Origin of the sequence: Williamsia muralis NBRC 105860, assembly GCF_001598915.1 — a bacterium.
Lineage (GTDB): Bacteria > Actinomycetota > Actinomycetes > Mycobacteriales > Mycobacteriaceae > Williamsia > Williamsia muralis.
On the sequence record NZ_BDAP01000005.1, the window covers coordinates 260,737 to 284,989 of the forward strand.

25 protein-coding genes and 1 riboswitch are annotated in these 24,253 nt (G+C 65.6%); of the genes, 8 read left to right on the forward strand and 17 right to left on the reverse strand.

Annotated elements, in window-relative coordinates; all coding sequences use genetic code 11:
• Positions 1-11: 11 nt before the first annotated feature.
• The 9 genes from WIMU1_RS19155 to WIMU1_RS26220 all read right to left on the reverse strand — a co-directional run bounded on the left by WIMU1_RS19155 (position 12) and on the right by WIMU1_RS26220 (position 7,719).
• Positions 12-491 carry a hypothetical protein gene (locus WIMU1_RS19155; protein ID WP_062799544.1) on the reverse strand — a complete coding sequence of 160 codons (480 nt, stop codon included), beginning with the start codon at positions 489-491 and terminating at the stop codon, positions 12-14.
• Positions 492-529: 38 nt separating this feature from the next.
• On the reverse strand, positions 530-1,786 hold the full coding sequence (locus tag WIMU1_RS19160; RefSeq protein WP_084248396.1) for an ArsA family ATPase: 1,257 nt from the start codon (positions 1,784-1,786) through the stop codon (positions 530-532).
• Complete coding sequence (locus WIMU1_RS19165) at positions 1,783-2,220, reverse strand: SRPBCC family protein (protein ID WP_023953741.1); 438 nt, start codon at positions 2,218-2,220, stop codon at positions 1,783-1,785. The genes WIMU1_RS19160 and WIMU1_RS19165 overlap by 4 nt, the downstream gene beginning before the upstream one ends.
• The gene (locus WIMU1_RS19170) at positions 2,217-2,636 is read right to left on the reverse strand and encodes an SRPBCC family protein (RefSeq protein WP_062799548.1); all 420 of its coding nucleotides are present in this window, start codon (positions 2,634-2,636) and stop codon (positions 2,217-2,219) included. The genes WIMU1_RS19165 and WIMU1_RS19170 overlap by 4 nt, the downstream gene beginning before the upstream one ends.
• Before the next feature lie 73 nt (positions 2,637-2,709).
• Positions 2,710-3,834 (reverse strand): glycosyltransferase family 4 protein, encoded by a 1,125-nt coding sequence (locus WIMU1_RS19175; RefSeq protein ID WP_062799550.1) that lies wholly within the window; start codon positions 3,832-3,834, stop codon positions 2,710-2,712.
• 19 nt (positions 3,835-3,853) lie between these two features.
• The gene (locus tag WIMU1_RS19180) at positions 3,854-5,299 is read right to left on the reverse strand and encodes a gluzincin family metallopeptidase (protein ID WP_062799552.1); all 1,446 of its coding nucleotides are present in this window, start codon (positions 5,297-5,299) and stop codon (positions 3,854-3,856) included.
• A gap of 16 nt (positions 5,300-5,315) precedes the next feature.
• The gene (locus WIMU1_RS19185; protein ID WP_245968974.1) at positions 5,316-6,359 is read right to left on the reverse strand and encodes a C40 family peptidase; all 1,044 of its coding nucleotides are present in this window, start codon (positions 6,357-6,359) and stop codon (positions 5,316-5,318) included.
• Between the two features lie 256 nt (positions 6,360-6,615).
• On the reverse strand, positions 6,616-7,191 hold the full coding sequence (locus tag WIMU1_RS19190) for a C40 family peptidase (RefSeq protein WP_030171502.1): 576 nt from the start codon (positions 7,189-7,191) through the stop codon (positions 6,616-6,618).
• Between the two features lie 14 nt (positions 7,192-7,205).
• Positions 7,206-7,385: riboswitch (cyclic di-AMP (ydaO/yuaA leader) on the reverse strand.
• Between the two features lie 109 nt (positions 7,386-7,494).
• Positions 7,495-7,719: a hypothetical protein gene (locus WIMU1_RS26220; RefSeq protein WP_147431381.1), complete on the reverse strand. Its 225-nt coding sequence runs from the start codon at positions 7,717-7,719 to the stop codon at positions 7,495-7,497.
• Between the two features lie 204 nt (positions 7,720-7,923).
• Here WIMU1_RS26220 and WIMU1_RS19195 point away from each other — a divergent pair, with 204 nt between their 5' ends.
• Positions 7,924-9,711 (forward strand): DEDD exonuclease domain-containing protein, encoded by a 1,788-nt coding sequence (locus WIMU1_RS19195; protein ID WP_062799554.1) that lies wholly within the window; start codon positions 7,924-7,926, stop codon positions 9,709-9,711.
• A 4-nt stretch (positions 9,712-9,715) separates the two neighbouring features.
• Positions 9,716-9,991, forward strand: coding sequence for an Lrp/AsnC family transcriptional regulator (locus WIMU1_RS19200; protein ID WP_023953755.1), 276 nt, complete (start codon positions 9,716-9,718; stop codon positions 9,989-9,991).
• 75 nt (positions 9,992-10,066) lie between these two features.
• Here the strand turns inward: WIMU1_RS19200 and trpD are convergent, their stop codons facing one another.
• Together trpD and WIMU1_RS19210 are read right to left on the reverse strand one after the other, a co-directional pair.
• Positions 10,067-11,119, reverse strand: a complete 1,053-nt coding sequence (trpD, locus tag WIMU1_RS19205) for an anthranilate phosphoribosyltransferase (RefSeq protein WP_062799556.1) — start codon at positions 11,117-11,119, stop codon at positions 10,067-10,069.
• Positions 11,120-11,128: 9 nt separating this feature from the next.
• A complete protein-coding gene (locus WIMU1_RS19210; protein ID WP_245968973.1) occupies positions 11,129-11,611 on the reverse strand; it encodes a hypothetical protein in 483 nt (160 codons plus the stop codon).
• A gap of 149 nt (positions 11,612-11,760) precedes the next feature.
• Between WIMU1_RS19210 and ctaE the strand changes: the two genes are divergently transcribed.
• Genes ctaE through qcrB form a run of 4 tightly spaced genes read left to right on the forward strand, consistent with a single transcriptional unit; the run spans position 11,761 to position 16,132 of the window.
• On the forward strand, positions 11,761-12,372 hold the full coding sequence (gene ctaE / locus WIMU1_RS19215) for an aa3-type cytochrome oxidase subunit III (RefSeq protein ID WP_081729571.1): 612 nt from the start codon (positions 11,761-11,763) through the stop codon (positions 12,370-12,372).
• Positions 12,373-12,426: 54 nt separating this feature from the next.
• Positions 12,427-13,350 (forward strand): cytochrome bc1 complex diheme cytochrome c subunit, encoded by a 924-nt coding sequence (gene qcrC / locus WIMU1_RS19220; RefSeq protein WP_062799559.1) that lies wholly within the window; start codon positions 12,427-12,429, stop codon positions 13,348-13,350.
• On the forward strand, positions 13,347-14,519 hold the full coding sequence (qcrA, locus tag WIMU1_RS19225; RefSeq protein WP_062799561.1) for a cytochrome bc1 complex Rieske iron-sulfur subunit: 1,173 nt from the start codon (positions 13,347-13,349) through the stop codon (positions 14,517-14,519). The genes qcrC and qcrA overlap by 4 nt, the downstream gene beginning before the upstream one ends.
• Complete coding sequence (gene qcrB, locus WIMU1_RS19230) at positions 14,516-16,132, forward strand: cytochrome bc1 complex cytochrome b subunit (RefSeq protein WP_030171511.1); 1,617 nt, start codon at positions 14,516-14,518, stop codon at positions 16,130-16,132. Before qcrA ends, qcrB begins: the two co-directional genes overlap by 4 nt.
• 292 nt (positions 16,133-16,424) lie before the next feature.
• On the opposite strand, the gene WIMU1_RS19235 is transcribed toward qcrB, so the two are convergent.
• From WIMU1_RS19235 to ctaC, 3 genes are all read right to left on the reverse strand, one after another.
• A complete protein-coding gene (locus WIMU1_RS19235; RefSeq protein WP_245968972.1) occupies positions 16,425-16,913 on the reverse strand; it encodes a GNAT family N-acetyltransferase in 489 nt (162 codons plus the stop codon).
• A gap of 82 nt (positions 16,914-16,995) precedes the next feature.
• Positions 16,996-17,412: a cytochrome c oxidase subunit 4 gene (locus WIMU1_RS19240; protein ID WP_062799563.1), complete on the reverse strand. Its 417-nt coding sequence runs from the start codon at positions 17,410-17,412 to the stop codon at positions 16,996-16,998.
• 17 nt (positions 17,413-17,429) lie between these two features.
• On the reverse strand, positions 17,430-18,509 hold the full coding sequence (gene ctaC / locus WIMU1_RS19245) for an aa3-type cytochrome oxidase subunit II (RefSeq protein ID WP_442316350.1): 1,080 nt from the start codon (positions 18,507-18,509) through the stop codon (positions 17,430-17,432).
• A 240-nt stretch (positions 18,510-18,749) separates the two neighbouring features.
• Between ctaC and asnB the strand changes: the two genes are divergently transcribed.
• Positions 18,750-20,678 (forward strand): asparagine synthase (glutamine-hydrolyzing), encoded by a 1,929-nt coding sequence (asnB, locus tag WIMU1_RS19250; RefSeq protein WP_062799564.1) that lies wholly within the window; start codon positions 18,750-18,752, stop codon positions 20,676-20,678.
• Positions 20,679-20,704: 26 nt separating this feature from the next.
• Here asnB and WIMU1_RS19255 read toward each other — a convergent pair whose 3' ends face one another.
• From WIMU1_RS19255 to WIMU1_RS19265, 3 genes are all read right to left on the reverse strand, one after another.
• Positions 20,705-21,682, reverse strand: coding sequence for a carbohydrate kinase family protein (locus tag WIMU1_RS19255; RefSeq protein WP_211339022.1), 978 nt, complete (start codon positions 21,680-21,682; stop codon positions 20,705-20,707).
• Positions 21,683-21,888: 206 nt separating this feature from the next.
• A complete protein-coding gene (locus WIMU1_RS19260; protein WP_023953775.1) occupies positions 21,889-22,263 on the reverse strand; it encodes a HesB/IscA family protein in 375 nt (124 codons plus the stop codon).
• Between the two features lie 134 nt (positions 22,264-22,397).
• A complete protein-coding gene (locus WIMU1_RS19265) occupies positions 22,398-23,453 on the reverse strand; it encodes a glycerate kinase family protein (protein WP_062799868.1) in 1,056 nt (351 codons plus the stop codon).
• A 124-nt stretch (positions 23,454-23,577) separates the two neighbouring features.
• Between WIMU1_RS19265 and WIMU1_RS19270 the strand changes: the two genes are divergently transcribed.
• The gene (locus WIMU1_RS19270) at positions 23,578-24,249 is read left to right on the forward strand and encodes a DUF3043 domain-containing protein (protein WP_062799566.1); all 672 of its coding nucleotides are present in this window, start codon (positions 23,578-23,580) and stop codon (positions 24,247-24,249) included.
• The last annotated feature ends 4 nt before the right edge of the window (positions 24,250-24,253 follow it).

Genomic DNA, 24,253 nt, shown 5'->3' on the forward strand with positions numbered 1-24,253 from the left:
CTCGTGGGCACTCACGGATCACCCCGCGGGACGTCCCCCACCGGCTCGAACAGCACGGTGATGGGCTGATAGCCGGCGTCACGGGCACTCGTGCCGGCCGGACGGTGCGGCCCGGGTTCCGGACGCGCCCCGATGACCTGCTCCAGCGCCTGCTGAACCGCCTCGAGGATGGCGATCAGCTGACTGAGCAGCTGCCACAACAGATCCCCGGCCTCGTCGATGATCGTGTCGAACGCCAAGCGGGCCTGACCGGCGAAGTCGGTTGCCACGAACGAGGCGCCGTCCCCCGTCGCGCCGGCCGCCCGTCTCGCCGCCGCCCCGTTCTCGTCGAGCAGCACGGACGCGAAGTGGTCGACTCGCTCGAGGACACCGAGGACGAGGGTGCGCCAGGCCTCGGCTTCGCTACCTGACCGGGCGCCGCCGGGCCCACCTGCGGCCCTGCCCTGCTCGTCGCTCACGCCGGCCTTCTCTCGTTCGACTGCTTGCGCCATCGGACACTCTCGCGGTGCCCGCCATTCTTACTCATCTGTCAGTTCTGCGGCCACACATCGGGGTCCGGCCGAAAGCGTACGGTGAGGTCGCCGGCGTCCCAGAATGCGCCCAGGACGACGCAGCGCCGCAAGACCGACGGCAACCGTATCCGCTGCCGCACCCCGCTCACGGTGATCATCAAATCGTCGCCGCTGCGGCCGAGCTGCAGTCCCGACGGGTCGGGAAGCGACTGCGTCCACGTCATCCGATAGACCGAATCGAGTCCGGCCCCGGACTCGCGTTCGACCCGCGCGGCCCGTGGACCCACCGCCGCCATCTGTCCCCCGGACAGATCGACGCCGAGCTTGCGCAACGACAGGACCGAATCGATCGGCCCGGACAGCCACGGCACGCACACCACTTCGGCCTCGTCCTTGGTCGCCCGCAGATGATCGAGCGCCGCCGACTGGGCAGCGATCTGATGGTCGAGCCACGAAGAACCGCCGGGCGCGTCCGCTGTGTGCGCGTCGACCGACAACACCTCGGGCAGAACACGATTGGCCAAGATGGTCGACACCGGCAGCCCCATCACCTGCAAGACGGCTCGGGCACGGTCCAGTGAGGCCGCACCGTTGCGGTCGACCCCGACCACCACGTGGACGTGAACACCGGACGCGTCGAACAGCAGCTCGTCGACGTCCGCGCAATCGCGCACCAGGGCATCGACCATCCCCACGACGCGGGCGATACGTGCGTTGTCCGCTGCGGCCGCCAGGCGCCGGTGACGCGGCCACAACCTCTCGATCATGTCGGCCACCATCTGCGGAACCCGCATGAGCTCGAAGGGATCGACACCACCGGACATGTCGATCACCACCTGCGCCCATTCACCTGACGCGGCCTCATCGCGAATCCGGCGCAGTGCCAGCAACGATTCGACTCCGGGCATCCCGAGGATCTCCTCGGGGTCCAGGCCGGACACCACCGCGCCGGCCCCGGGCACACCCGTACCGGTCAGTTCCCCGGCGGTCAGCGCAGAACGCACCGAACCCCACATCTGCGAGACCATCGCCAATGTGTCCAGTTCGAGTATGTCCACCTGTTGCGAGGCAGGGACAGGCTCGCCCGGAGAAGCGAACACGCCAAAGATCGCCGAGACGTCACGGAAGCGGCCGAGTGACACCAGAAGCGTCTTCCCGCGTCGTCCGGACCCGCTGTGGTGCTGCGGCAGGCCGACGGCACCGGCGGCGGCAACCGTCGACGTTCCGGCACCACCCGGCCCGAGAACGAGGTGGATGGGCGCTAGATCGATCAGTCTTCGACTCTCTTCTTCAGTTCTTTCAGGGCCGCGTCGGTGATGGCCTTCTCAGCCCGCCGCTTGAGCTGGCCGATCATCGGTATCGACAGGTCCACGGTCAGTTCGTAGGTGACCTTCGTCGACCCGGGTGCCTGCTGCACCAACCGGTAACTACCGTGCTGCGCGGTCTGCAGATCGCTGCTGACCAGGTCCCAGCTCACAGAGTGCCCATCGGCGGCCCATTCGTAACTCAATTCGTAGGTGTCCTTGAGGACGCCGGCATCGAGCACGAACCGAACCTGCTTCGCGCGGCCTCCGGGGCCTGGGACGGTCACCTCCACCTTGCGCGCCGCCGAAACCCACCGCGGGTACTGCTCGAAATCTGCGATGACCGCCATGATGTCGGCTGCGTCTGCGTTGATCACGATGGATTGTTCGGTGCGGTCGGTCATCGTGAACCTCCCGCGGCCGGTGCGCCGGCTGCCGGTCCGCCGACGTGACGGGATTGCTCGAGGCGGTCTTTCACCTCGAACGACATGACGCGACCGGCCACCCGGCGCCGGTGGTTCATCCGCGCCAGCTCGGTCCCGCGCGCTCTCGGCTCGGACGGGAGCGTCCCGGTCGGCTCCGCGTGCAGGAAATAGTGCAGCACGAAGCCGTCGAGCACCCGCTCGAGCCACAGCTCGGTCGTCCCCTCGACGGGGCCCGACACCTTCCAGCGCACACCTTGCTCTTTTCGGTCCTGAACCACGGTCAGCCGCAGATCAGGCCACCATCGGCGCCAATTGGCGCGGTCGGCGATCACCGCGGTCGCCGACTCGGGCGGCGCCGCGATGAAGGTTTGGTCGGCAACCTGGATACTGGTCACCGCATTAGCTTCACATATCGGCGTGCCGGTCCGACCACAACCCTGCTTTGAGGGTCCGCAGCGCGGCAGGCGGTCACAGCAGCTGCCGGAGCCGGCCGGCCATGTGTTCCCACCGCCACCGCGACTGGACCCAATCCCGTCCCGCAGCACCCATCGATGCGCACAGGTCCGGGTCTCCCAGCAGAGCTGTCAGGGCATCGGTGATCTCTCTGATCGACCGGCCGTCCACGACCAGACCCGTTTCGCCCTGCTTCACCGTTTCCGGGGCGCCTCCCGACTCACCGGCGATCACCGGGATCCCCGACGCCGAGGCTTCCAGGTAGACGATGCCGAGACCTTCGACATCCAGTCCCCGACCTCTGGTGCGCGCCGGCATCGCGAAGACATCCGCGATGTTGTGGTACGCGGCAAGCTCGTCGGCGGGTACCGAGCCGGTGAACAGAACGTGCTCGGCGACACCGACTTTGCGTGCCAGGTCCCGAAGCCGCTCGGCATCGGGGCCACCCCCGACGATCACCAACGTGGCGTCGCGGATCTCTGCACGGACCTCGGGCAACGCCCGGATCAACATGTCCTGCCCTTTGCGTGGGACCAGCCGGGACAGACACAGTATGGTCGGCGCGTCACCGAGCCCGTGCAATTGCCGAAGACGTTGTCGGGCAACGTCATCCGGCTTGAACCGTTCGGTGTCCACACCCGGCGGTAGGTGTTCGAGTGCCGCGCGGGGGCCGAATGCCGCACTGAAACGGTCACGCGTGTACTTGCTCACGTACGTGATCACGTCCGTGCCTCGGCCGATCACGCCGAGACCCTGCCGCGCCACCGGAAGCATCGACCAGCCGACCTCGTGCCCGTGCGTACTGGCGATCACACGCTGTGCGCCTGCGCGTCGCATGGCCGGACCGAGCACGGCCAGAGGAGCCGCCGCCCCGAACCAGACGGTGTCGACCTGATGCGCCCGAACCAGATCGGCTGCCCGCCGCGCAACCGCAGGCGTGGGCAACATCAACGTCGTGGGATGGCGGACGACCTCGTAGCCCTGCTCCGCGTCGAACCGGATGTGGCTGTCTTCGCGCCATCGCGGCGCATAGACGACCACGTCGCCGGCGGGCAACCGCTCGACCAGGTTCTGCAAGTACGACTGGATACCCCCCTGCCGGGGCGGAAAGTCGTTGGTGACCAACAGCGTACGGTGCATTGGCTCACCGTAGCGGCGATCAGGGTGACGCAGTGAGCCAGCCACGCCACTGATCGACGAGTTCCTCGCGCGAGATCCCCAGAACGATGTTCGAGGCGGTGTCCTGGGACTTGACCACCAGCTGAGGGTCGGTCGGCTGATCAGCGCCGGCCAGCGCCACATAAAAACGTTTGAGTTTGTCGTCGCCGAACTTGTCCGCGATGAAGGCCGCCACAGACCACGCGGACTGGTAGGACAACGCCGCGTCGGGACTGCCCGGAGAGAAGTTCGCATCGCTGGGTAGGTCCGCAGGCACCTCACCGGCTGCGACCTGCCCGGCCAGGGTCGGGGCGGCGTCGGCGAGGCGGGTGTACGTCCCTCGGCGGCCGACATATTCGGCCACCCCTTCGGTCACCCAGACCGGGGCGGCCTGAGCGGTGACGGTGCGAGCGGCGACGTGGAACAGCTCATGCCGGAGCACCACCGCGAGTGCGTTCGGATCCAGTTGCGCCGCTTGAGGACTGAAGACCACACGTTGCCCCAGGGCGGTCGGTCCAGCGGGATCGACTCCTGTGAAGATCGAGACGGCCGCGGCAGCCTGGGCGTCAGCGGTCGCAGCACCGGTGAGCGATCGGAACTCGTCGTCGGTGGGGGCAGCGATGATCCCGGCGCCCTGCGGCCACTTGGTGCCCCAGAACTGCGTGACGGCTCCGGCGGCGGCCGGCAGCAGTTGCTCCAGGCGGGCGGTGAAGCCGGTGTCGGACCCGTTGGTCAACACCAAGGACTCCCCCGGCGCGGTGGCGACGGACGTCGCCGACGGTGACGGGAACTCCCACACCTGACCCGCAGGCGCGGGCTGCCCGAACAGCGGCCCCGCATCGGCGACCATCTTCCAGCCCTCCGGGTACTGGGCCATCACCATGGGGAGGTCGAGCACAACCGGGATCGAGTCGATCCCCTCGTAGCCGTATCGCAACTGCACGGGGGCCACCCAGGAGTCGCTGCTCCCCTGCGCGTCGAGACGCTCCTGGAGTTCGGCGGGGACAAGACGCTCGAACTCGCGGCTCGCCGACAATCGGAACTCGAAAGCACTGAGCGGCAAGGCCGGCAGACCCGCTGCCGATGCACCCGTCCGCTCACGCAAGGCAGTGGTCGCCGAGGCATCCAACTGGGCCAGAGCCGACTCGGCATCCCCCTCGCGCAGGGCATCGGTGTAGGCCTGCAAGGTCAGGGTGACCCCCAGCGACCGTGACTGTTCGTACGGATTCTGCGGACGCGCGGACTGAGTTGCAGCAGGTGGATCGGTGTCCGAGTCCGACGGCCACACCAGCACTGTCGCGACGATGCCGACAACGACCACGAGCACCACGGCGATCAGGACCCACAACCACTTCCGGCGCAGCGGATTCCGGCGCTCGGACGTGGCGTTCGCTGCCGGTGCGGCATCGAGGTCCTCGCGCTCTGGGGACTCGCGCTCGGATGTCACTGGCGGTCCGGTGACTTCAGTATCGACGGGCCGAGTTGTACGGGCCGGCTCCGTCGATCGGAGCGACCTTGACCGGGACACCGAATGTCGAGGCGTGCACCACGTAGCCGTTACCGATGTACATGCCCACGTGGGTGGCGTCGGGGTAGTAGATGATCAGATCGCCGGGCCGCAGAGCATCTCGCTCCACCGGGGTGCCGCCCGCCAGTTGCGCCTGGCTGGACCGCGGCAGCGTCTTCCCTGCTTGTTTGTATGCCCACACCATCAGCCCGGAGCAATCGAATTGATCCGGCCCGGTGGCGCCCCACACGTAGGGATCGCCGATCCGGGTGAGCGCAGCACGAACAGCGATGACCTCGGGGGCCGTCCCGGCGGGCAACATCGAGGCGTCGAACTCGATCTTGGGCCCGGCCAGTGCAGCGAGCTGCTTGCCGGTCAACGACTCGTACATCGCCCTGATCTCGGTGGCCTTGAAGATTCGTTCACTCTGCCTGGCCTGCAGGTCTGCGCTGGTCTTCTCGGCGACGGCCACTGCCTGCTCGGCCTTCGTCTTCGCGTCCTGCGCCACCTTTTGCGCTTCCAGCGCTTTGTCGTTGGCGACCTTGAACGTCTTCACGTCGGCAACGGTCTGACGCGAGATCATCTCGAGTCCGGACATCTGGTCGAGCAACGATTGCGGCGAGTCACTGACGAGGACGGCGTAGAGACGATTGACCCGCGCGCCCCGGTAACTGGCGTTGACCAGTGCATCAACTGCGCCCTGCAGGCTTTCGGCCTGCTTCTCCTGCTCGGCAAGGGTGCGCTCGGCCGCCGAAGCGGCCTCGTTCGCCGCCGTGACAGCGCCGCGCTGGTTGTTCAGTTCGATCGTGGTGTTGTGAATGGCCTCGGTGGCCTGCTCGGCCTCGCGGCCCAGCTGCGTGTATTCGGTGAGCATGTCATCCGGGCTCTGCGGTCCCGGTTCGGCACCGGCCGGCGCACCTGCGCCCAGTGCAACCGCCAACGCCAACACCACAGCCGCGATCACGGTCTGCATGACGGCGGCATAACGCTTCCGCACCACGACGATGAAACTCCTCAACACTTCACGCGGGCCAACCCGAGCCCTTCTACCTCTGTGTGTACCGAACAGATCAGCTGCCCACTCGGTACGTCTTGTTCGACCGATCCCGCTGCACTGACCAACCCGGCCAGGCTACACAGGCCTTCGCCCCACCGAGCGCGGACGGCCAGACTGTCTGCAACCGGGTGTTCGGAAGCCATTGGGCGGGTGCCGCTCGAGTGCGGCCCCGCCCAATGGTCGTGTTCAGTTGTGTAGATCAGTAGCGACGGATGTCGACGATCGACTGGTCGTTGAGACCCATCCGACCGACGGGCACGCCCTCGGTCGAGGAGTGGACGACCTGGCCGCCACCGACGTAGATGCCCGCGTGGCCGCCACCGTTGTAGATCACGACGTCGCCGGGCTGGATGTTCGCAGCGTCGACGTGGGTGCCACCGCCGAGCTGGCCGTAGCTGTCCCGGGGAATGGTCTGACCGGCCTGCTGGTGCGACCAGTAGACGAGACCTGAGCAGTCGAATGCGCTGGGGCCGGCTGCGCCGTAGACATACGGCGAACCGATCTTGCTCACTGCGGCATCAGCGGCGATCTGGCCTGCGGGCCGGACCGGCTGCGCTGCCTGCGGCAGGATGTTGGGGGATTTGAACTCGTTGGGGATCTGGTTTTCGGCCAGGCCCGGGATCTCGAAGGTTCCGACACCGGGAACGGTGATCGGAGCAGCCATGGCCGGCGCTGCGGCCATTCCCATGGTGCCGAGAGTGATCGATCCGGCGATCAGTGCGCCCCGGGCGCTCTTGATGCCCCGGTTCGGCTGTTGCAAACGATGTTTCGCCACGAAGCGATGTCTCCTGTTTCTTCCCTATCCGCCTACCGGGTTAGCTGTCGGATTCGGGCCGGAAGATGGCCCTACCCGGTGAACCCAGAAGTCTGAAGACCTCAGGGTTCAGTGGGATTCACCCCGGATGTGAACTCGCATTCGCATCAGTGGTTCCCCGGTTCACCAGGACGGTGATTGAGCGGCGACCCTACGATCCGCTCCGGTTGGAGTGGACGCTTTCGCAAGGTCTCAGAAAGGTTACGAAACCGTGATGGTCCGTGTCCACTAGGGGACCGACAGGAGACCGACCGGCGTGTCGGGTCATCCAGCTCGCAGATGACCGCCAGATCGGGGAACAAAAACCCTGTTACCTGCGTTGACTGCCACGTCCTGACCGTGACGGTCAGACTTGCCGATCATGCCCGCAGCATGGAACACCGCAATGGCGTCATCGATGCGCGCCTGGTGGTCAATAACGAATTCATCACAGCGAACTTCGTCGTTTGCGCTGTTGGGGACACCTACGGGACCCAGGAAAACGGTCATCATGCAGTCGTCGCAGGCGACCCGACGGCCTGGGCAGGTGTTGCAGTCTATGAGCATTGTGATCTCCGTCTCATTCGGTTTAGGGGGCCTTTTCTCAGGGTTCTCAGGGTTCTCCCTGACGTCCGGAGCCCTCTGATTCGACCCCGATGGCCGAACGCTAACTCCACGGTCTGACAAGCCATCTCGCACTGCGCCACCGCGGCGATGTCGGTGGTTCGAACTAATGTTCGCGGTGTGAGTGTTGTTGGTGAGGCTGCTGGGACTCAGCTGTGTTTCGACGATCCCGTACTGGACCACCCCGACGACGTCCCCCTGCGGGAGACCACATTCGTGGTGGTGGACCTCGAGACCACCGGGGGCAGCCCGATGGGCGACCGGATCACCGAGATCGGCGCCGTGAAGGTCCGGGGCGGCGAGGTGCTGGGCGACTTCGCGACTCTCGTGGATCCACAGCGCGGCATCCCTCCACACATCGTTCGCCTCACCGGCATCACCGAAGCGATGGTCTACCAGGCCCCGACGATCGACCAGGTGCTCCCGGCCTTCCTCGAATTCGCCCGCGACTCGGTGATCGTGGCGCACAACGCCCGGTTCGACACCGGCTTCCTGCGCGCCGCTGCCACCGAGCTCGGCCACCCGTGGCCGTTCCGCCGGGTGCTGTGCACCGTGAAGCTGGCCCGTCGAGTCCTGACCAGAGACGAGGCGCCGACTGTCAAACTCTCGGCGCTCGCCGACCTCTTCGCCGTCCAGACCCGCCCGACCCACCGAGCGCTCGACGACGCCCGCGCAACCGTCGAGGTGATGCACCGGCTCTTCGAGCGGGTCGGCAATCTCGGCATCCACACCTTCGGCGACCTCCGCAACTTCCTGCCAGGGGTCTCCCGTGCCACGCGGAACAAGAGGGGCCTGGCAGACCACCTGCCGTCAGAACCCGGTGTCTATATGTTCCGGGGCCCCTCTGACGAGGTCTTGTACGTGGGCACCGCAACCGACCTGCGCAGGCGGGTCCGCAGCTATTTCACCGGTTCGGAGAACCGCACCCGGATACGCGAGATGGTCGAACTGGCGACGCGCGTCGACCACGTCCAGTGTGCCCATCGGATCGAGGCCGGGGTGCGCGAACTCCGCCTCCTCGGCGCCTACGCGCCGCCCTACAACCGCCGGTCGAAGTTCCCACATCTCGGCTGGTGGATATGTCTCACCGAGGAGGCGTTCCCGCGCTTGAAGATCAGCCGGACCCCGACCGCGACCTCGGTCGGCCCCTTTCGTTCCCGCGCCATCGCCTATGACGTCGCAGACCTCATCGCCGAAACATGCGGCCTGCGCACGTGCCGTACCGCACTACGGGCCACTGCACTTCATGTGTGCGAGGTGGGCCCGGGCGGGCGGCGCGTGGTCGGCGGCTGCCATGCGGCCACCACCGAACCACTTGGTGCCGAGGCATATCTTCCCCGAGCCCGAACCGTCGCCGAGCTGTTCAGCGGCCGAACCGACCTCCCTGTTCAGCTGGCTCTGGACAAACTCGAGTCGCTCGCCCGTGCCGAGCTCTTCGAGAACGCCGCGCGGTTGCGCGATCGCCTCGACCACCTCATCGCCCACCTGGAACGGTGTCAGCGGCTGGCTGCGCTGGCCCGCATCTCGGAAATGGTCGCCGCCGCACCCGATGGACGCGGCGGATGGGACCTGGCGGTGATCAGGCACGGCCGCCTCGCAAGCGCCGGGGTCGCCGCGCGGGGCGTTCCGCCGATGCCCGTGGTCGCCGCGCTCGCGGCCGGTGCGGAGACGGTGCTCCCCGAACCGGGACCGCTGTACGGCGCGCCCCACGAGGAAGTCGCGTTGGTGTACCGGTGGCTCACCGGACCAGGTGTTCGAATCGTCTGTGCCTCCAGCGGGTTCAGCCTGCCGCGGCACGGTGGCGGCCGGCACGTCCACTGGCGCGACAAGGTGGGTACGGCGCGTCGCACCATCACACTCGAGGGCGACCTAGGCTGAGTCAATGATTACCGCCATCGTCTTGATCCAGACCGATGTCCATCAGATCCCGGAGACCGCCCAGGCTGTGGCCGACATCTCAGGCGTCACCGAGGTGTACTCGTGTGCGGGTGACGTCGACCTGATCGCGAAGATCCGAGTCCGGGACCACGCGGAGATCGCCGACGTCGTCACCGCCGCGATCAGTCGGCTGCCGGGTGTGAAGCACACCGCCACCCACATCGCCTTCAAGAGCTACTCCAGCGCCGACGTCGACGCCGGCTTCTCCATCGGCGAGTAACGAAGGAACACCCGGGCGGCCGCCCTGGTCGGCGGCCTACCGGGGAGCCCGCCTGACAACCCCATGGAGGGTGCGTCAGAGGGCGTTGCTCACGCGCACCCAGTTGTCGAGCAGGGTCGCGGCCGCGCCGGAGTCGATTGCGTCGGCAGCCACGTCGATCTGCGTGCGCAGCTGTTCGTGCAGATCGGCGCCGCGGTCGCGGCGGTAGGCAGCCAGTGCGCCGGCAGCATTGAGCACCACGGCATCGCGTACCGGCCCCGTCGCGCCGGCGAACAGGTCCCGCGCGACCTGCGCATTGTGGTCCGCGTCGCCGCCTCGAAGTGCTTCCAACTCGACCCGGGCCAGACCGATGGTCGTTGGGTCCACAGTCTGTTTGTGCACGGCACCGTCGACAACCTGCCACACGGTTGACGTCGTCGTCGTGGTCAGTTCGTCGAGGCCGTCGTCGCCGCGGACGACGAGTACAGAATGACCACGATCAGCGAATGTCTGGGCGAGTACCGGCGCGAGATCGGCAAAGGCACACCCAACAAGGCCGCTGGTCGGCTGTGCCGGATTGGTCAGGGGGCCAAGCACATTGAAGACCGTCGGTATGCCGATCTCCTTGCGGGGGGCCGCCGCGAACCGCAACGCGGGATGAAACACGGGGGCAAAACAGAAGGCGATGCCCGCCTGGCCGACACAGGTGGCGACGCCGTCGGCGGTCAGCGCGATCTTGACGCCCAGAGCCTCCAGGACATCGGCGCCACCGCTCTTCGACGACGCCGCGCGATTGCCGTGCTTGACCACCGGCACACCGGCTGCGGCCACCACGACCGATGCCATCGTCGAGATGTTCACCGTGTTCGACCGGTCACCACCGGTTCCCACGATGTCGACGCAATCGCCGGTCGTGGGCACCACACTGGAGTGGGCGAGCATCCCCGTTGCCAGGCCCAGCAATTCCCCGGGGGTCGGCCCCTTGAGCTTCATCGCCACCCCGAAGGCGGCGATCTGCGCTGGGGTCGCGTTGTCGGTCATGATCTCGTTCATCGCCCACTCGGCACCGTCGGGATCCAGGTCGTGGCCATCGGCCAGAACACCGAGAATCTGCGGCCACGTACGGGCCGGAACGTTCGAGTGGGTCACAGTGGCAGCCTAGCCACCCCCCGCAACCTGATTCGTCGGCGGTTGCAGCACCTGCCAGCCCACTGCAGAGCCGCCGTGCCGCTGGGCCAGACCGGCCATCCGGGAGCGTTCCTGGGACACGTGCAGGGCATCGATCAGCTGTACGCGAGCCAGTGCCACCACCTCGTTGTCGCCGGCGGCCTCGACACCGGTCCCCGGTGGAACCGGAACGGGCCCGTAGTGGTCCTGGGCGGCGAGTTCCAGAGCCCCTGGGACGGACCCGGACGGCAGCACCAGCAGGTGCCGCAGAACCGACTGTTCGTGCTCGCGCCAACCGGAATCGGCGAGCACCGCCGACGCCGCCTCCGCGTCGTCGAAACTCTCGGCTGTCACCACGAGAGACGGATCGTCGGCAGACAACTCCCCGTTGGGCTTTCGGCCACCGGCGAGCCGACCGGACCATCGTTTCCACCGGGACACTTCGACCGGGTTCCCGTTCACGTCGCGAGGCACCCCACCAGCCTCCCAGGTGTGTGATTTCCAGCTCTCGGACACGCCGGGAACAGGGCATATGCAGGCGTCTACCTGGGTCGGCGCGACCCGCCGGAAAAAATTCTGGACCCAAGTAGTCAGCGCTTACTACGAACCGTCATACTTCTGGGGTGACTAGCGCTGCAGCACCCACAGGATCAGCTATCACCCAGCGCGTGCACTCGCTGAACCGACCCAACATGGTCAGCGTCGGCACGATTGTGTGGCTTTCGAGCGAGCTGATGTTCTTTGCCGGATTGTTCGCGATGTACTTCGTCGCGCGAGCCGGAAACTACGGCAACTGGCCGATGGAGCCCACCGAGCTCAACCTGACGTTGGCGATCCCGGTGACCACCGTGTTGATCCTGTCGTCGGTGACATGCCAGCTCGGTGTCTTCGCCGCCGAGCGTGGCGACGTCTTCGGCCTTCGCCGGTGGTACACGATCACGCTGATCATGGGCGCGATCTTCGTCGCCGGTCAGGCGTACGAGTACTACCACCTGGTTCACGAGGGCACGACGTTGTCGTCAAGCGCCTACGGCTCGGTGTTCTACATCACCACCGGGTTCCACGGCCTGCACGTCATCGGCGGTCTCGTCGCCTTTGTCTTCTTGCTGATCCGCACGCGGTTGAGCAAGTTCACCCCGGCTCAGGCAACCGCCGCGATCGTCGTGTCCTACTACTGGCACTTCGTCGACATCGTCTGGATTGCCCTGTTCGCGACCATTTACTTCATCCGGTAACGCGCACCACACTTCAGCCCAGGCAGAGTCAGTCCGCTTAGCAGAGAGACACAGATGAGTTCATCTCCCCCACCCACCTCACCCGGGGATTCGGTTGAGGGCGCCCTGAGCGAGGGCGCAGGCAGGATCGACGCGAAAAAGGCCAAGGCACGCCGCAAGTTGCGACGTCGCGCGTCCGGCATCCTGCTGTTGCTCGCAGGTCTTGTGGTCGCCGGAGGCCTGGCCACCGCGATCACCCCGGACCCGCAGGTCGCCAAGGCGGACAGCGAGTCGAGTGCGGCGCTGATCCAGGATGGCCGCAAGCTCTACGAGACGTCCTGCATCACGTGCCACGGCGCCAACCTCGAAGGTGTACTCGACCGCGGACCGTCACTGGTCGGCGTCGGCGATGCGTCGGTGTACTTCCAGGTCTCGTCCGGGCGCATGCCCGCGGTCCGTGGTGAGGCTCAGATCCAGCGCAAGCCGGCCAAGTTCACCCAGGCCCAGATCGACCAACTCGGCGCCTACATCCAGTCGGTCGGCGGCGGCCCCCAGGTCGTGTACGCCAAGGACGCCAACGGAAACGTCATCTTCGAAGACGGTTACCCGGTTGTCGAGCAGGAGCAGTTGCGCGGCGAGAACATCGGCCGCGGTAGCGAGCTGTTCCGGCTGAACTGCGCGTCGTGCCACAACTTCACCGGTCGCGGCGGCGCACTGTCGTCGGGCAAGTTCGCGCCGGTCCTCGACCCAGCCGATGAGCAACAGATCTACACGGCGATGTTGACCGGACCGCAGAACATGCCCAAGTTCTCGGATCGTCAGCTCACCGACGAGGAAAAGCGGGACATCATCGGCTACGTCAAGTACGCGACGCGCCCCGAAGCACCGGGCGGGTACGCCCTGGGCGGCTTCGGACCGGTCTCCGAGGGAATGGCGATGTGGGCTGTCGGCGTAGTGGCTATCGTCGCCGCCGCGATGTGGATGGGATCACGCACATGAGCGATCAACACAAATCTGTCCCCACCCAGGACGAGCTCGACGGGATGAGCAACGACCAGCTGGTCAAGCTCGGAACCAATCTCGATGGTGTGGAGATCATCCACCGTCGGGAACGGTTCCCCGAGCCCGGCAGCAAGGCGGAGAAGCGCGCGGAGCGGTCGGTCGCGCTCTGGTTCCTGCTGGCCGGTCTGTCTGCGGTGGCCTGCTTTGTCATCTTCATCTTCAACCACTGGGAATTCGTGATGCCCGGTGGAGACCACTACTGGCAGTACATCTTCAACACTCCCCTGCTGGGCGTGACCTTCGGATTGTCGATCCTCTCCATCGGAGTGGGCGCCATCCAGTTCACCAAGAAGTTCATCCCCGAAGAGATCTCGGTCCAGGACCGCCACGACGGCGGCTCCACCGAGGTCGACAAGAAGACCGCTGCCGCCATGCTCGGCAACACCGTGACGTCGTCCACGATCGGTCGTCGGAAGATGATCATCGGTGCCGGACTCTTCGGCCTCGGAACCTTCGCGGTCACCGGCCTCGTCGCCCTGGTCGGCGGAATCATCAAGAACCCGTGGGCCGAGGGCAAGGACTCCCCGCTCTGGAACACCGGGTGGTCGCCGATCCACAACTCGCCCGAAACCCCCAACGAGACGGTCTTCCTGCGTCGCGACACCGGCAACCCACACCAAGTTGTCCTCGTCCGGCCGGAAGATCTCGATGCCGGCGGCATGGAGACGGTCTTCCCGTGGCGGGTCTCCGATGGCGTCGGAGAGACGGAAGAATCTCGGCACAAGCTCCTCGAGGGACTGCGTGCGGTGGACAACCCCGTGATGTTGATCCGCCTGCGTCCCAACGATGCGGCCCGGGCCATCAAGCGCAAGAACCAGGAAAGTTTCAACTACGGCGACTACTTCGCTTACACGAAGGTCTGCTCGCACCTCGGTTGCCCGGCATCGCTCTTCGAGCAGCAGACCAACCGTATCCTCTGCCCGTGTCACCAGTCCCAGTTCGATGCCCTCGAGTTCGCCAAGCCGATCTTCGGTCCAGCTGCTCGCGCGCTCGCGCAGTTGCCCATTACTGTGAATGAACAGGGTTATCTGGTGGCGGCCGGCGACTTCATCGAACCCGTCGGGCCGGCGTTCTGGGAACGCGGCCAGGGGAAGGACAGACCATGAGCAAACTCGCGCAACGCGCAGAAGAGGTCGACAGCCGGTATCACCTGGCTCCCGGTCTCCGTCGGCAGATCAACAAGGTCTTCCCCACCCACTGGTCCTTCCTGCTCGGCGAGATCGCGCTCTACAGCTTTGTGATCCTGCTGATCTCGGGTGTGTACCTGACGTTCTTCTTCGATCCGTCGATGAGCGAGGTCGTCTACAACGGCGCCTACGAACCGCTCAACGGCGTGATGATGACCAAGGCGTACGCCACCACGCTCGACATCTCGTTCGAGGTCCGCGGCGGTCTGTTCGTCCGACAGCTCCACCACTGGGCAGCACTGCTGTTCGCGGCGTCGATCATCATCCACATGGCCCGCATCTTCTTCACCGGTGCGTTCCGCCGGCCACGTGAGGCCAACTGGGTCATCGGCTGCATGCTGCTGCTCCTGGCGATGTTCGAGGGCTTCTTCGGATACTCACTCCCCGACGACCTGCTCTCGGGCACCGGCGTCCGCGCTGCCATGTCGGGCATCGTCCTCGGAATACCGCTTGTCGGTACCTGGATCCACTGGGCCCTGTTCGGCGGTCAGTTCCCGGGCGACATCATCATTCCGCGGCTCTACATACTGCACGTGCTGCTTTTCCCAGGCATCATCCTGGCCCTGATCGGTGCACACCTCGCACTGGTCTGGTACCAGAAGCACACTCAGTTCCCCGGCCCCGGCCGCACCGAACAGAACGTTGTCGGCGTCCGCATCCTCCCGATCTTCGCGGCGAAGGCCGGTGCACTGTTCGCGGTCACCTTCGGCTTCCTCGCGATCATCTCCGGCATCTTCCAGATCAACCCGGTGTGGGTGCTCGGGCCATACAACCCGGCGCACGTGTCGGCAGGTTCGCAGCCCGACATCTACATGATGTGGACCGACGGACTTGCCCGCCTGATGCCGGCGTGGGAGGTCTACTTCGGAAACGCGTACACGATCCCAGCGATCTTCTGGGTGGTAGTTGTCATCGGGATCATCATCACCGTGATGTTCGCCTATCCCTGGATAGAGAAGCGTCTCACCGGCGACGATGCGCACCACAACCTGCTGCAGCGGCCTCGTGACACTCCGGTGCGCACAGGTATCGGCGCGATGGCACTCGCTTTCTACATCGTGCTCACCGTGTCGTGCATGAACGACATCATCGCGTACAAGTTCCACATATCGCTCAACGCGACCACGTGGATGGGACGCATCGGTCTGATCATCGTGCCGCCGCTCGCGTACTACATCGCTTACCGCTGGGCCCTGGCCCTGCAGCGCAGTGACCGCTTCGTGCTCGAGCACGGCATCGAAACCGGAATCATCAAGCGTCTCCCGCATGGTGAGTACATCGAGCTGCACCAGCCGCTCGGACCTCTCGATGATCACGGTCACCCGCTTCCGATGCCGTACGAGGGTGCAGCGCTACCCAAGCGGATGAACAAGCTGGGCTCGGCCGGACACCCCGGTAGCGGTTCGCTCCTGGTGGCTGACCCACCGGAAGAGCAACAGCGTCAGATCGAGCTCGACAGCGAAGCCCACCACGTCGAGAAGGACGCCCTGCGCGCTCTTCAGGCTCGTGGCGGAAGCCCGTTCACCGACTGATCTGCAACACCACAAGGAATCCGGGTCCCGTATCGGGGCCCGGATTTTTTGTGCCCGGGTTTCTTGTGTGTGGACAGATTCCTCAGACCAGGCACCTCTCCCCTACCCCACCGCCGTGCTCGCGATCGGTGTGCTCAGAAGGACGTCTCCTGAGCGTCTCGACAACGACGGGAAAGACTTGAGCCACAGGACGCGCACGCGGCCGTCAAAGGACGATCTGGAGCCGGAGACGCCCGACACGGAACCACAAACGAGCAGGCGGATAAGCGGCAGCGCTACAGGGCCGCCAGGATCACCAGAGGTCGCCGGAGCGCCAGTCGCACAGCAGACGACCATCGGGCCGGCCGATCTCACCGAAGACGTGAACGCCTCCACGGTCGTCAGGCGTCGTGATCGAGCCGTCTGGCGTCAGCGCCCCGAGTTCGCCCTCCCACGGGCGCCAGCCTCGTGCACGATAGAGGGCTTCGCCCGCCGCACTGGCGCTGAGCGCCCCGAAGTCGTAGGCGTTGAGGACTATTCGCTCGCACGCTTCCATCACCTGGTGGCCGAGACCCTGTCGTTGCCGTGTGGGGTCGACTGCAACCGCTTCCACATACCCGACGCGGAGTGGTTCTTCGTCGACGACGATGGATCTGGCCACCACCGCCGCATGAGCCACCACGTCGCCGCCGTCGGACGCGACCATGACGTGCAGGCCGCCGAGGGCGTGGTCGTAGTCGGTGTCTGCGAACTCACCGTCGAAAGCGCGGTCGAAGAGCTCACGCAGGTGGCGGCGCTGCAAAGCACTCAGCTCCCAGGTGTGCCGTATCTCTACGGACGTCCCAGGAGCTGAGTGCAAAGAAGAATCGATGTTGTTCTGCTGGTCAGTGCTTTTCTTGCCCGGTGTGGTATTCGAACACCAGACCGGCGACCGCCCCGATGATGGCTGCAGCAGCGAATCCGACAAACCAGAAGTTGCTTGTCGCCATGGCCACGGCGAGGGTCGCAGCGCCGAGCGCGATCACCACAGGCCACCAGCTGCCGGGGCTGAAGAAACCCAATTCGCCTGAACCGTCGGACACCTCGGCGTCTTCGTAGTCCTCGGGGCGGATGTCCACGCGGCGAGCGACGAATCGGAAGTACGTTCCGATGATCATGGTCAGGCCGCCGGTCATGACCAGACCGGTGACACCGACCCACTCGACGTTCTTGCTGGACAACCCGCTGGCCAGCCCGTAGGCGATGGCGACCAGGAAGAAGAACCCGGTGAGTACCTCGAAGAGGCGCGCTTCAATTCTCATCTCGTGGCTCCTGGGTACTAGTTCGAGGCCGTCTGGGTGCCGCGGCGGGTGTCGAAAGGCTTGGTGGTCAGCGCTGTGGCGGGCTCACCGATCGATTCGAGTGCCTGGGCGTTGGTGGCGTTGGGGTTCGATTCGCGGAACTTGATGTAGCGGTCGAACTCCTCGGGACTGACAGCACGCACCTCGAAGTTCATCATCGAGTGGTACGTACCGCACATCTCGGCACAACGCCCGACGAAGGCGCCTTCGCGGTCGATCGAGCTGACCTGGAAGCGGTTGTCGGTGTGGTTCTCCTCCGGGAAGGGGAACACGTCGCGCTTGAACAGGAACTCGGGGACCCAGAACGAGTGGACAACATCGTTCGAAGCGATCTCGAACTCGATGCGCTTGCCGGTCGGCAAGACCAAGACCGGGATCTCTTCGGAGTTACCCGTGGTCTCGATCTTGTCGTACATGAGGTACTCGCGGATGTTGTTGCGCTCCGCGTCGATGGCGTTCTGTTCGTTGTGGCCGGCCTGCTCGGCCTTCTCGCCGGCGTGCTCCTCCAGCTCGGCCCGCTGGTTCTCGTACGGGTTCTCGCGGGTGCCGTCGTAACGGGAGCCGTCTTCCAGCTGCACCGTGCGGTAGCCGAACTTCCAGTTCCACTGGAAGGCAGTGACGTTCACGACCACATCTGGATCGGACTTCTTCGCCTCGACATCGTTCTGCACGATGATCGTGAAGTAGAAGAGCACCGCGATGATCACGAACGGGATGGCCGTATAGGTCAACTCGAGCGGCACGTTGTATGCGGTCTGACGCGGGAACTCGTCGCCACCGGGCTTCTTGCGGTGGAAGGTGACGGTCCAGAAGGTCAGCGCCCACACGATGATTCCCATGACGAGGGCAGCGATCACCGACCAGGTCCATAGGTGACGCATGCTTTCGGCCTCGGGCGTGATGCCCTCGGGCCAGCCGAACCGCATCACTTCTTCAGCGCTGCAGCTCGACAGCATCATCGCGCCGACACCCAAGAACAGGGTCGCGCTGATCTGCTTGATTCGACGTCCGCGGTGCTGACGCTTAGTCGATGCCGGAGGTCGCCCACCGTGTGCCAATTTCACGCCTTCCTACCCTGCCCAGACTGCAAACAGCCACACCGCCACCCACGATTGGTAGCTCGTGTACTACGCAGCGTAGACCAACCGCCCGCAACATTCGTATCGGGGTTTGGGTTCGTGTCACCGACGCCCGGAATGCCGAGGACGCGCATGGGCCGGGCGGGCGGGGGTGGCCGTTGTTGCGGCATACTCGGGCATGTTCGAAGTGCTGTCCGGAGGACGAATTGAGGCTTTTTCGTGTGTGGTCTGCTAGGTCTGTTGTCCAGCGACGCGTCTGCGGGAGAGTCTGCCGAATTGGTGGCCGCGGCGTCGCACTGCATGCGCCACCGTGGGCCTGACGAGCCGGGTGGAACGTGGCACGACGCGGATGTCGCCTTCGGGTTCAACCGTCTCGCGTTCATCGACATCGAGCACTCGCATCAGCCGCTGCGCTGGGGTCCCGCGGACAATCCGGAGCGGTACGCGTTGGTCTTCAACGGCGAGATCTACAACTACCTCGAGCTTCGTGAACAGCTGAGCCGGGACGAGGGCGCAGAGTTTCGCACCCAGGGTGACGGCGAGGCCATCGTCGCTGCCTTCCATCACTGGGGTCCTGACGCGGTCGCCCGGCTGCGTGGCATGTTCGCCTTCGCGATCTGGGACACCGAGGAGCGGTCGATGTTCATCGCCCGCGACCCCTTCGGCATCAAGCCGCTCTTCATCGCGACGGGCTCGGGCGGAACGGTCTTCGGCAGCGAGAAGAAGAGCCTCCTCGAACTCCTCGACCGGATCGGCGTCGCGGACGGTCTCGACCCCCGCGCAGTCCAGCACTACACGGTGCTGCAGTACGTACCGGAACCAGAAACCCTGCACGCGGGCATCCGTCGCCTCGAGTCCGGCAGCTACGCCACCATCAAGCCCGGACAACGACCGCAGGTGCGTCGGTACTTCACTCCCCAGTTCAAGGTTCGCCCGTTCACCCCGGACACCCAGCAGAAGCGATACGACGAGATCGCCGCAGCGCTCGAGGATTCGGTCGCCAAACACATGCGTGCCGATGTCACGGTGGGCTCGTTCCTCTCCGGGGGCATCGATTCGACGGCCATCGCGGCGCTGGCGATCAGGCACAACCCGGACCTGATCACGTTCACGACCGGGTTCGAGCGCGAGGGCTACTCCGAGGTGGACGTGGCAGCCGAATCGGCCGCGGCCATCGGCGCTCGGCACGTCGTCAAGGTCGTCGGACCTGCCGAGTTCGCCGCCGCGATCCCGGAGATCGTGTGGTACCTCGACGACCCCGTCGCCGACCCGGCTCTGGTGCCGCTGTATTTCGTGGCGAAAGAAGCACGTAAGCACGTCAAGGTGGTCTTGTCCGGAGAAGGTGCCGACGAACTCTTCGGCGGGTACACGATCTACAAAGAACCGTTGTCGCTCAAGCCTTTCGAGCGGCTACCCCGAGGACTGCGAGTGGCAGCGGGCCGGTTGTCGGACCGCATACCCGAGGGCACACGCGGTAAGAGCCTGCTGCACCGCGGCTCGATGTCGCTCGAAGAGCGGTACTACGGGAACGCACGCAGCTTCGACGACGCGCGGCTACGCGCTGTCCTGAAGGATTTCCGACCGGATTGGACCCACACTGATGTGACAGCTCCGATCTACGCGACCTCGCAGGGGTGGGACCCGGTGGCGCGGATGCAGCATCTCGACCTGTTCACCTGGCTTCGCGGCGACATCCTGGTGAAGGCCGACAAGATCACCATGGCGAACTCGCTCGAGTTGCGGGTTCCCTTCCTCGACCCCGAGGTGATGCGGGTCGCCGAGGCCCTGCCCTTCGACGAGAAGATCTCGCACGGCACCACCAAATACGCGTTGCGGAAGGCCCTCGAGCAAATAGTCCCGGCGCACGTACTGCACCGCAAGAAGCTGGGGTTCCCCGTTCCGCTGCGTCACTGGCTGGCCGGGACCGAACTCTACGACTGGGCTCAGCAGACCGTCGAGAAGTCTCAGACCGAGCACATCTTCAACAAAGACGCGGTGCGGCAGATGCTGACGGAGCATCGCGCCGGAGTGGTCGACAACAGTCGACGACTCTGGACGGTGCTGATCTTCATGGTGTGGCACGGGATCTTCGTCGAGGGCACCATCACGCCCCAGATCGAAGATCACCGCTACCCCGTCAAGCTCTAGCCTCGGCGTAGGCCGGGGCGGCCATCTCACGCCGGGATGACCGCTCCGATCTCGGCAGCGGCCTCGTCTCCGTACGCGCCCGCAATGCGTGCCAACGCTGATTCGCGGTTCCACGTCCAGTCTTGCGGCGCAATGGTTTCCAGCACCAGAACGGCGACCATCGAGCCGAGCTGGGCGCTGCGCTCATGACTCAGACCCGCTGCGTTGCCGACGAGGAATCCGGCCCGGAAGCCGTCTCCGACACCGGTCGGATCGACCTTCTCGGTTTCGGGCACCACCGGCACATGGGTGCGTGTTCCGTCGGCCTCGACGATCTCGGCGCCGCCGCTGCCCAGCGTGGTGACACGCAAGCCGACCATCTCGGCGACCTGGGCATCACTGAGCCCGGCCTTCTGACGTAGCAGTCCCCACTCGTACTCGTTGGTGAACAGGTAGGTGGCCCCGTCGATGAGTTCGCGTACCTGTTCGCCGTCGAGTCGCGCGAGTTGCTGCGAGGGGTCGGCGGCGAACGGTATGCCCAGCTCCCGGCACTCCTGACTGTGCACGATCATCCCCTCGGGATCATCGGCGCCGATCAGGACCAACTCGGGCTTGCCGAACTCCTCGGCGAGCCGGGCAAGGGAGATCTGGCGGGATTCACTCATCGCTCCGGCGTAGAAACTGGCCAACTGAGCCATCTCATCGTCGGTGGTGCACATGAAGCGTGCCGTGTGGGCTGTCTCCGAGACGCGGACACCGCGCGTGTCCACACCGTTGTCCTCCAGGAACTTGCGGTAGTCGTCGAAGTCGCTGCCCACCGACCCCACGAGCAACGGTGAACCACCCAGGACACCCATCGCATACGAGATGTTCCCGGCGACACCGCCGCGCCGGATGATGAGTTCCTCGACCAGGAAACTGAGAGAGATGTGGTCAAGATGTTCGGAAAGCAGCTGCTCGGAAAACTTCCCCTGAAAACGCATCAAATGATCTGTTGCGATCGATCCACAAATGGCAATGGCCACGAAAACGAGCCTTTCTGTTCACCCGGTGATGGGGCTAACGCTACATACGCCCACAGACGAAGCAGGGCATACCCCGAATCCGCCGAAAGTATGGGCTGGCGCCTCCAGCCGGGCCGGCATGACAACTGCCTGGACAGGACAACGGCCGCATCCGAGTGATCGGATGCGGCCGTTGCCGAGAGCCAGAGCCCCGTCGGGGCTGGGCGTCAGTTGAACGAGTCGCCGCAGGCGCAGCTGCCGGTCGCGTTCGGGTTGTCGATGGTGAAGCCCTGCTTCTCGATGGTGTCGACGAAGTCGATGCTCGCGCCCATGACGTACGGCGCGCTCATCCGGTCGACGGCCAGTCCGACGCCGTCGAACTCGACAACCAGGTCGCCGTCGAGGTTGCGGTCGTCGAAGTAGAGCTGATAGCGCAGGCCTGCGCAGCCACCGGGCTGAACCGCGATGCGCAGCATGAGCTCTTCGCGACCTTCCTGCTCGCGCAGGGCCTTGGCCTTCGCGGCAGCGGCATCGGTCAGAATCACACCGTGGGCAGGCGCTTCGGTCTCGGTCTGCACAGCGGTCTCATTCGATGCGGTCATGGATTCTCCTCAGTGTGCGGGGCGTAGGCGTGCGATCGGCACAGTTGCCAGGTATCGGATGCGAACTTCCAACGCCTATAACCGTACTCCTGTCCCACCTATTCCCGCGTCACGCGGGCGGGCGAAAGCGCCGGTCACCACTCCTCGGCGACGTGCCGCGCGAGTCGGCGCAGCTGGTTGTCGGCGTCATCCATCGCGAGCTGGACCGATCCTGCGATGTCGACGATCGAGTCAGCCCTGGCGATACCCGCCTCGGCGATCTGCGCGGGGGTGAGCGTCACCTGGCCTGCCAGCACAACGGTCGGGATACCTCGCCGACGCGCGGCGGTGGTGAGCGCCGCGACGACCTTGCCCTTGAGGGTTTGTTCGTCACACCGCCCCTCGCCGGTGATCACCAGGTCCACGTCGTCGATGAGTTGCTGTTGTCCGGTCGCCTCGGCGATAACGGTCGCCCCGGACACCCTCGACGCCCCGAGCGCGATCAGCGCGGCACCCAGTCCCCCGGCCGCGCCTGCGCCTGCATCCTCGGTGATGTCGCGGCCGGCGAGACCGTTGAGTGACGTGGCCCATTCGGCCATGCCTTCCTCCAACAAGGAGACGGTCTGGGGGTCGGCGCCCTTCTGCGGCCCGAACACATTTGCCGCACCACCTGGGCCGAGCAGCGGGTTCTCGACATCCGAGGCAGCCACCAACGTGACCGACCTCAGCAAATGTGCGGCGCCGTCGAGACCACCCAGCGCGTCGATCAGACCACGACCGCCGTCGGTACTCGCGCTGCCGCCCAGCCCCACAACGATCTCGGTGGCGCCGGCGGCCACCGCGGCGGCCACCAGCTGGCCGACCCCGAACGTGTCCGCGGACAGCGCGGTCCGCGGAGTGGGGCCGCCTCCCAACTGGTGCAGCCCGCAGGCCTGCGCACATTCGACGTAGGCGGTCGCACGGTCCCCCCGACGATCCAGCAGCCAGTCGGCCCGAACCGACGCTCCGAGTGGACCTGCCACCGTCTCGCTGCGGCGGTCGCCGAAGCGGCTGGCCAGGACATCGACGAATCCTGGTCCACCATCGGACTGGGGCACCGATATCAACTCGTCGCCGGGACGTCCCAGCTTCCACCCGGCCGCGATGGCCTGGGCGGCCGCGACCGCTGTGAGGGTGTCACCGAAGGAGTCCGGGGCGATCAAAGCCTTCATGGAGGGAGTATAGGAACGGCAAGGCAGCTCCGGCAGCGCAGCGAAGACGCCGGCTGCCCCGGCCAGCGGGGAGTCCTGCACCACCCGGGGATCAGAACTGCCGCCGGGGAGATAATCTGACGGGGTGAAATTGCCCTGGAAGAAGGACGACGTCGAAGGCGACACCGTCGACACGACCGCCGGTCAGACAACGGTGGAAGAAACTGCGGGCAGTCGCAGGTACACCGAGGGCAAAGGTCGCCCGACTCCCAAGCGGCGTGACGCCCAGGGCAAGCGACGCGGACCGGTCAGCCCGGCCCCGCTGACCCGCGCCGAGGCACGGGCACGGAAGAAAGAACTCAAGGGGTCGAACGTCACCCTGACCAAGGCCGAGAAGAAGGACCAGGCCGACGCTCGGCGTCAGCAGCGCGCCGACCAGCGTCAGAAGATGATGGAAGGCGACGAGCGGTATCTGATGCCGCGCGACAAGGGCGAGGTGCGTCGTTACGCCCGCGACATCGTCGACTCCCGCAGGAACTTCGCCGGGATGTTCATGCCCTTCGCCATCCTGCTGATCATCGTCATGTTCGTGCCGGCCATCGCGGTGTACGCCACCCTGCTCATGCTGGTCTTTGTGATCTTCCTGGTGATCGACGGAGTGTTGCTGGGACGGATTTTGAACAATCGTGTCCGCGAGCGGTTCCCGAGCACCGAAGACGGCGGATTCAAGCTCGGCTGGTACGGATTCAGCCGCGCTATGCAGCTGCGGTTCATGCGGGCACCAAAACCGAGGGTCAAGCCGGGTGACGCGGTCTGAGCGA

Excerpts from the sequence above, each read along its gene's own strand:
- qcrA (WP_062799561.1), top strand. The coding sequence starts at position 13,347 with ATGAGCGATCAACACAAATCTGTCCCCACCCAGGACGAGCTCGACGGG.
- WIMU1_RS19240 (WP_062799563.1), bottom strand. The coding sequence starts at position 17,412 with ATGAGAATTGAAGCGCGCCTCTTCGAGGTACTCACCGGGTTCTTCTTC.
- qcrC (WP_062799559.1), top strand. The coding sequence starts at position 12,427 with ATGAGTTCATCTCCCCCACCCACCTCACCCGGGGATTCGGTTGAGGGC.
- WIMU1_RS19265 (WP_062799868.1), bottom strand. The coding sequence starts at position 23,453 with ATGAAGGCTTTGATCGCCCCGGACTCCTTCGGTGACACCCTCACAGCG.
- WIMU1_RS19260 (WP_023953775.1), bottom strand. The coding sequence starts at position 22,263 with ATGACCGCATCGAATGAGACCGCTGTGCAGACCGAGACCGAAGCGCCT.
- WIMU1_RS19155 (WP_062799544.1), bottom strand. The coding sequence starts at position 491 with ATGGCGCAAGCAGTCGAACGAGAGAAGGCCGGCGTGAGCGACGAGCAG.
- WIMU1_RS19200 (WP_023953755.1), top strand. The coding sequence starts at position 9,716 with ATGATTACCGCCATCGTCTTGATCCAGACCGATGTCCATCAGATCCCG.
- WIMU1_RS26220 (WP_147431381.1), bottom strand. The coding sequence starts at position 7,719 with ATGACCGTTTTCCTGGGTCCCGTAGGTGTCCCCAACAGCGCAAACGAC.
- WIMU1_RS19195 (WP_062799554.1), top strand. The coding sequence starts at position 7,924 with ATGTCGGTGGTTCGAACTAATGTTCGCGGTGTGAGTGTTGTTGGTGAG.
- WIMU1_RS19165 (WP_023953741.1), bottom strand. The coding sequence starts at position 2,220 with ATGACCGACCGCACCGAACAATCCATCGTGATCAACGCAGACGCAGCC.
- qcrB (WP_030171511.1), top strand. The coding sequence starts at position 14,516 with ATGAGCAAACTCGCGCAACGCGCAGAAGAGGTCGACAGCCGGTATCAC.
- WIMU1_RS19175 (WP_062799550.1), bottom strand. The coding sequence starts at position 3,834 with ATGCACCGTACGCTGTTGGTCACCAACGACTTTCCGCCCCGGCAGGGG.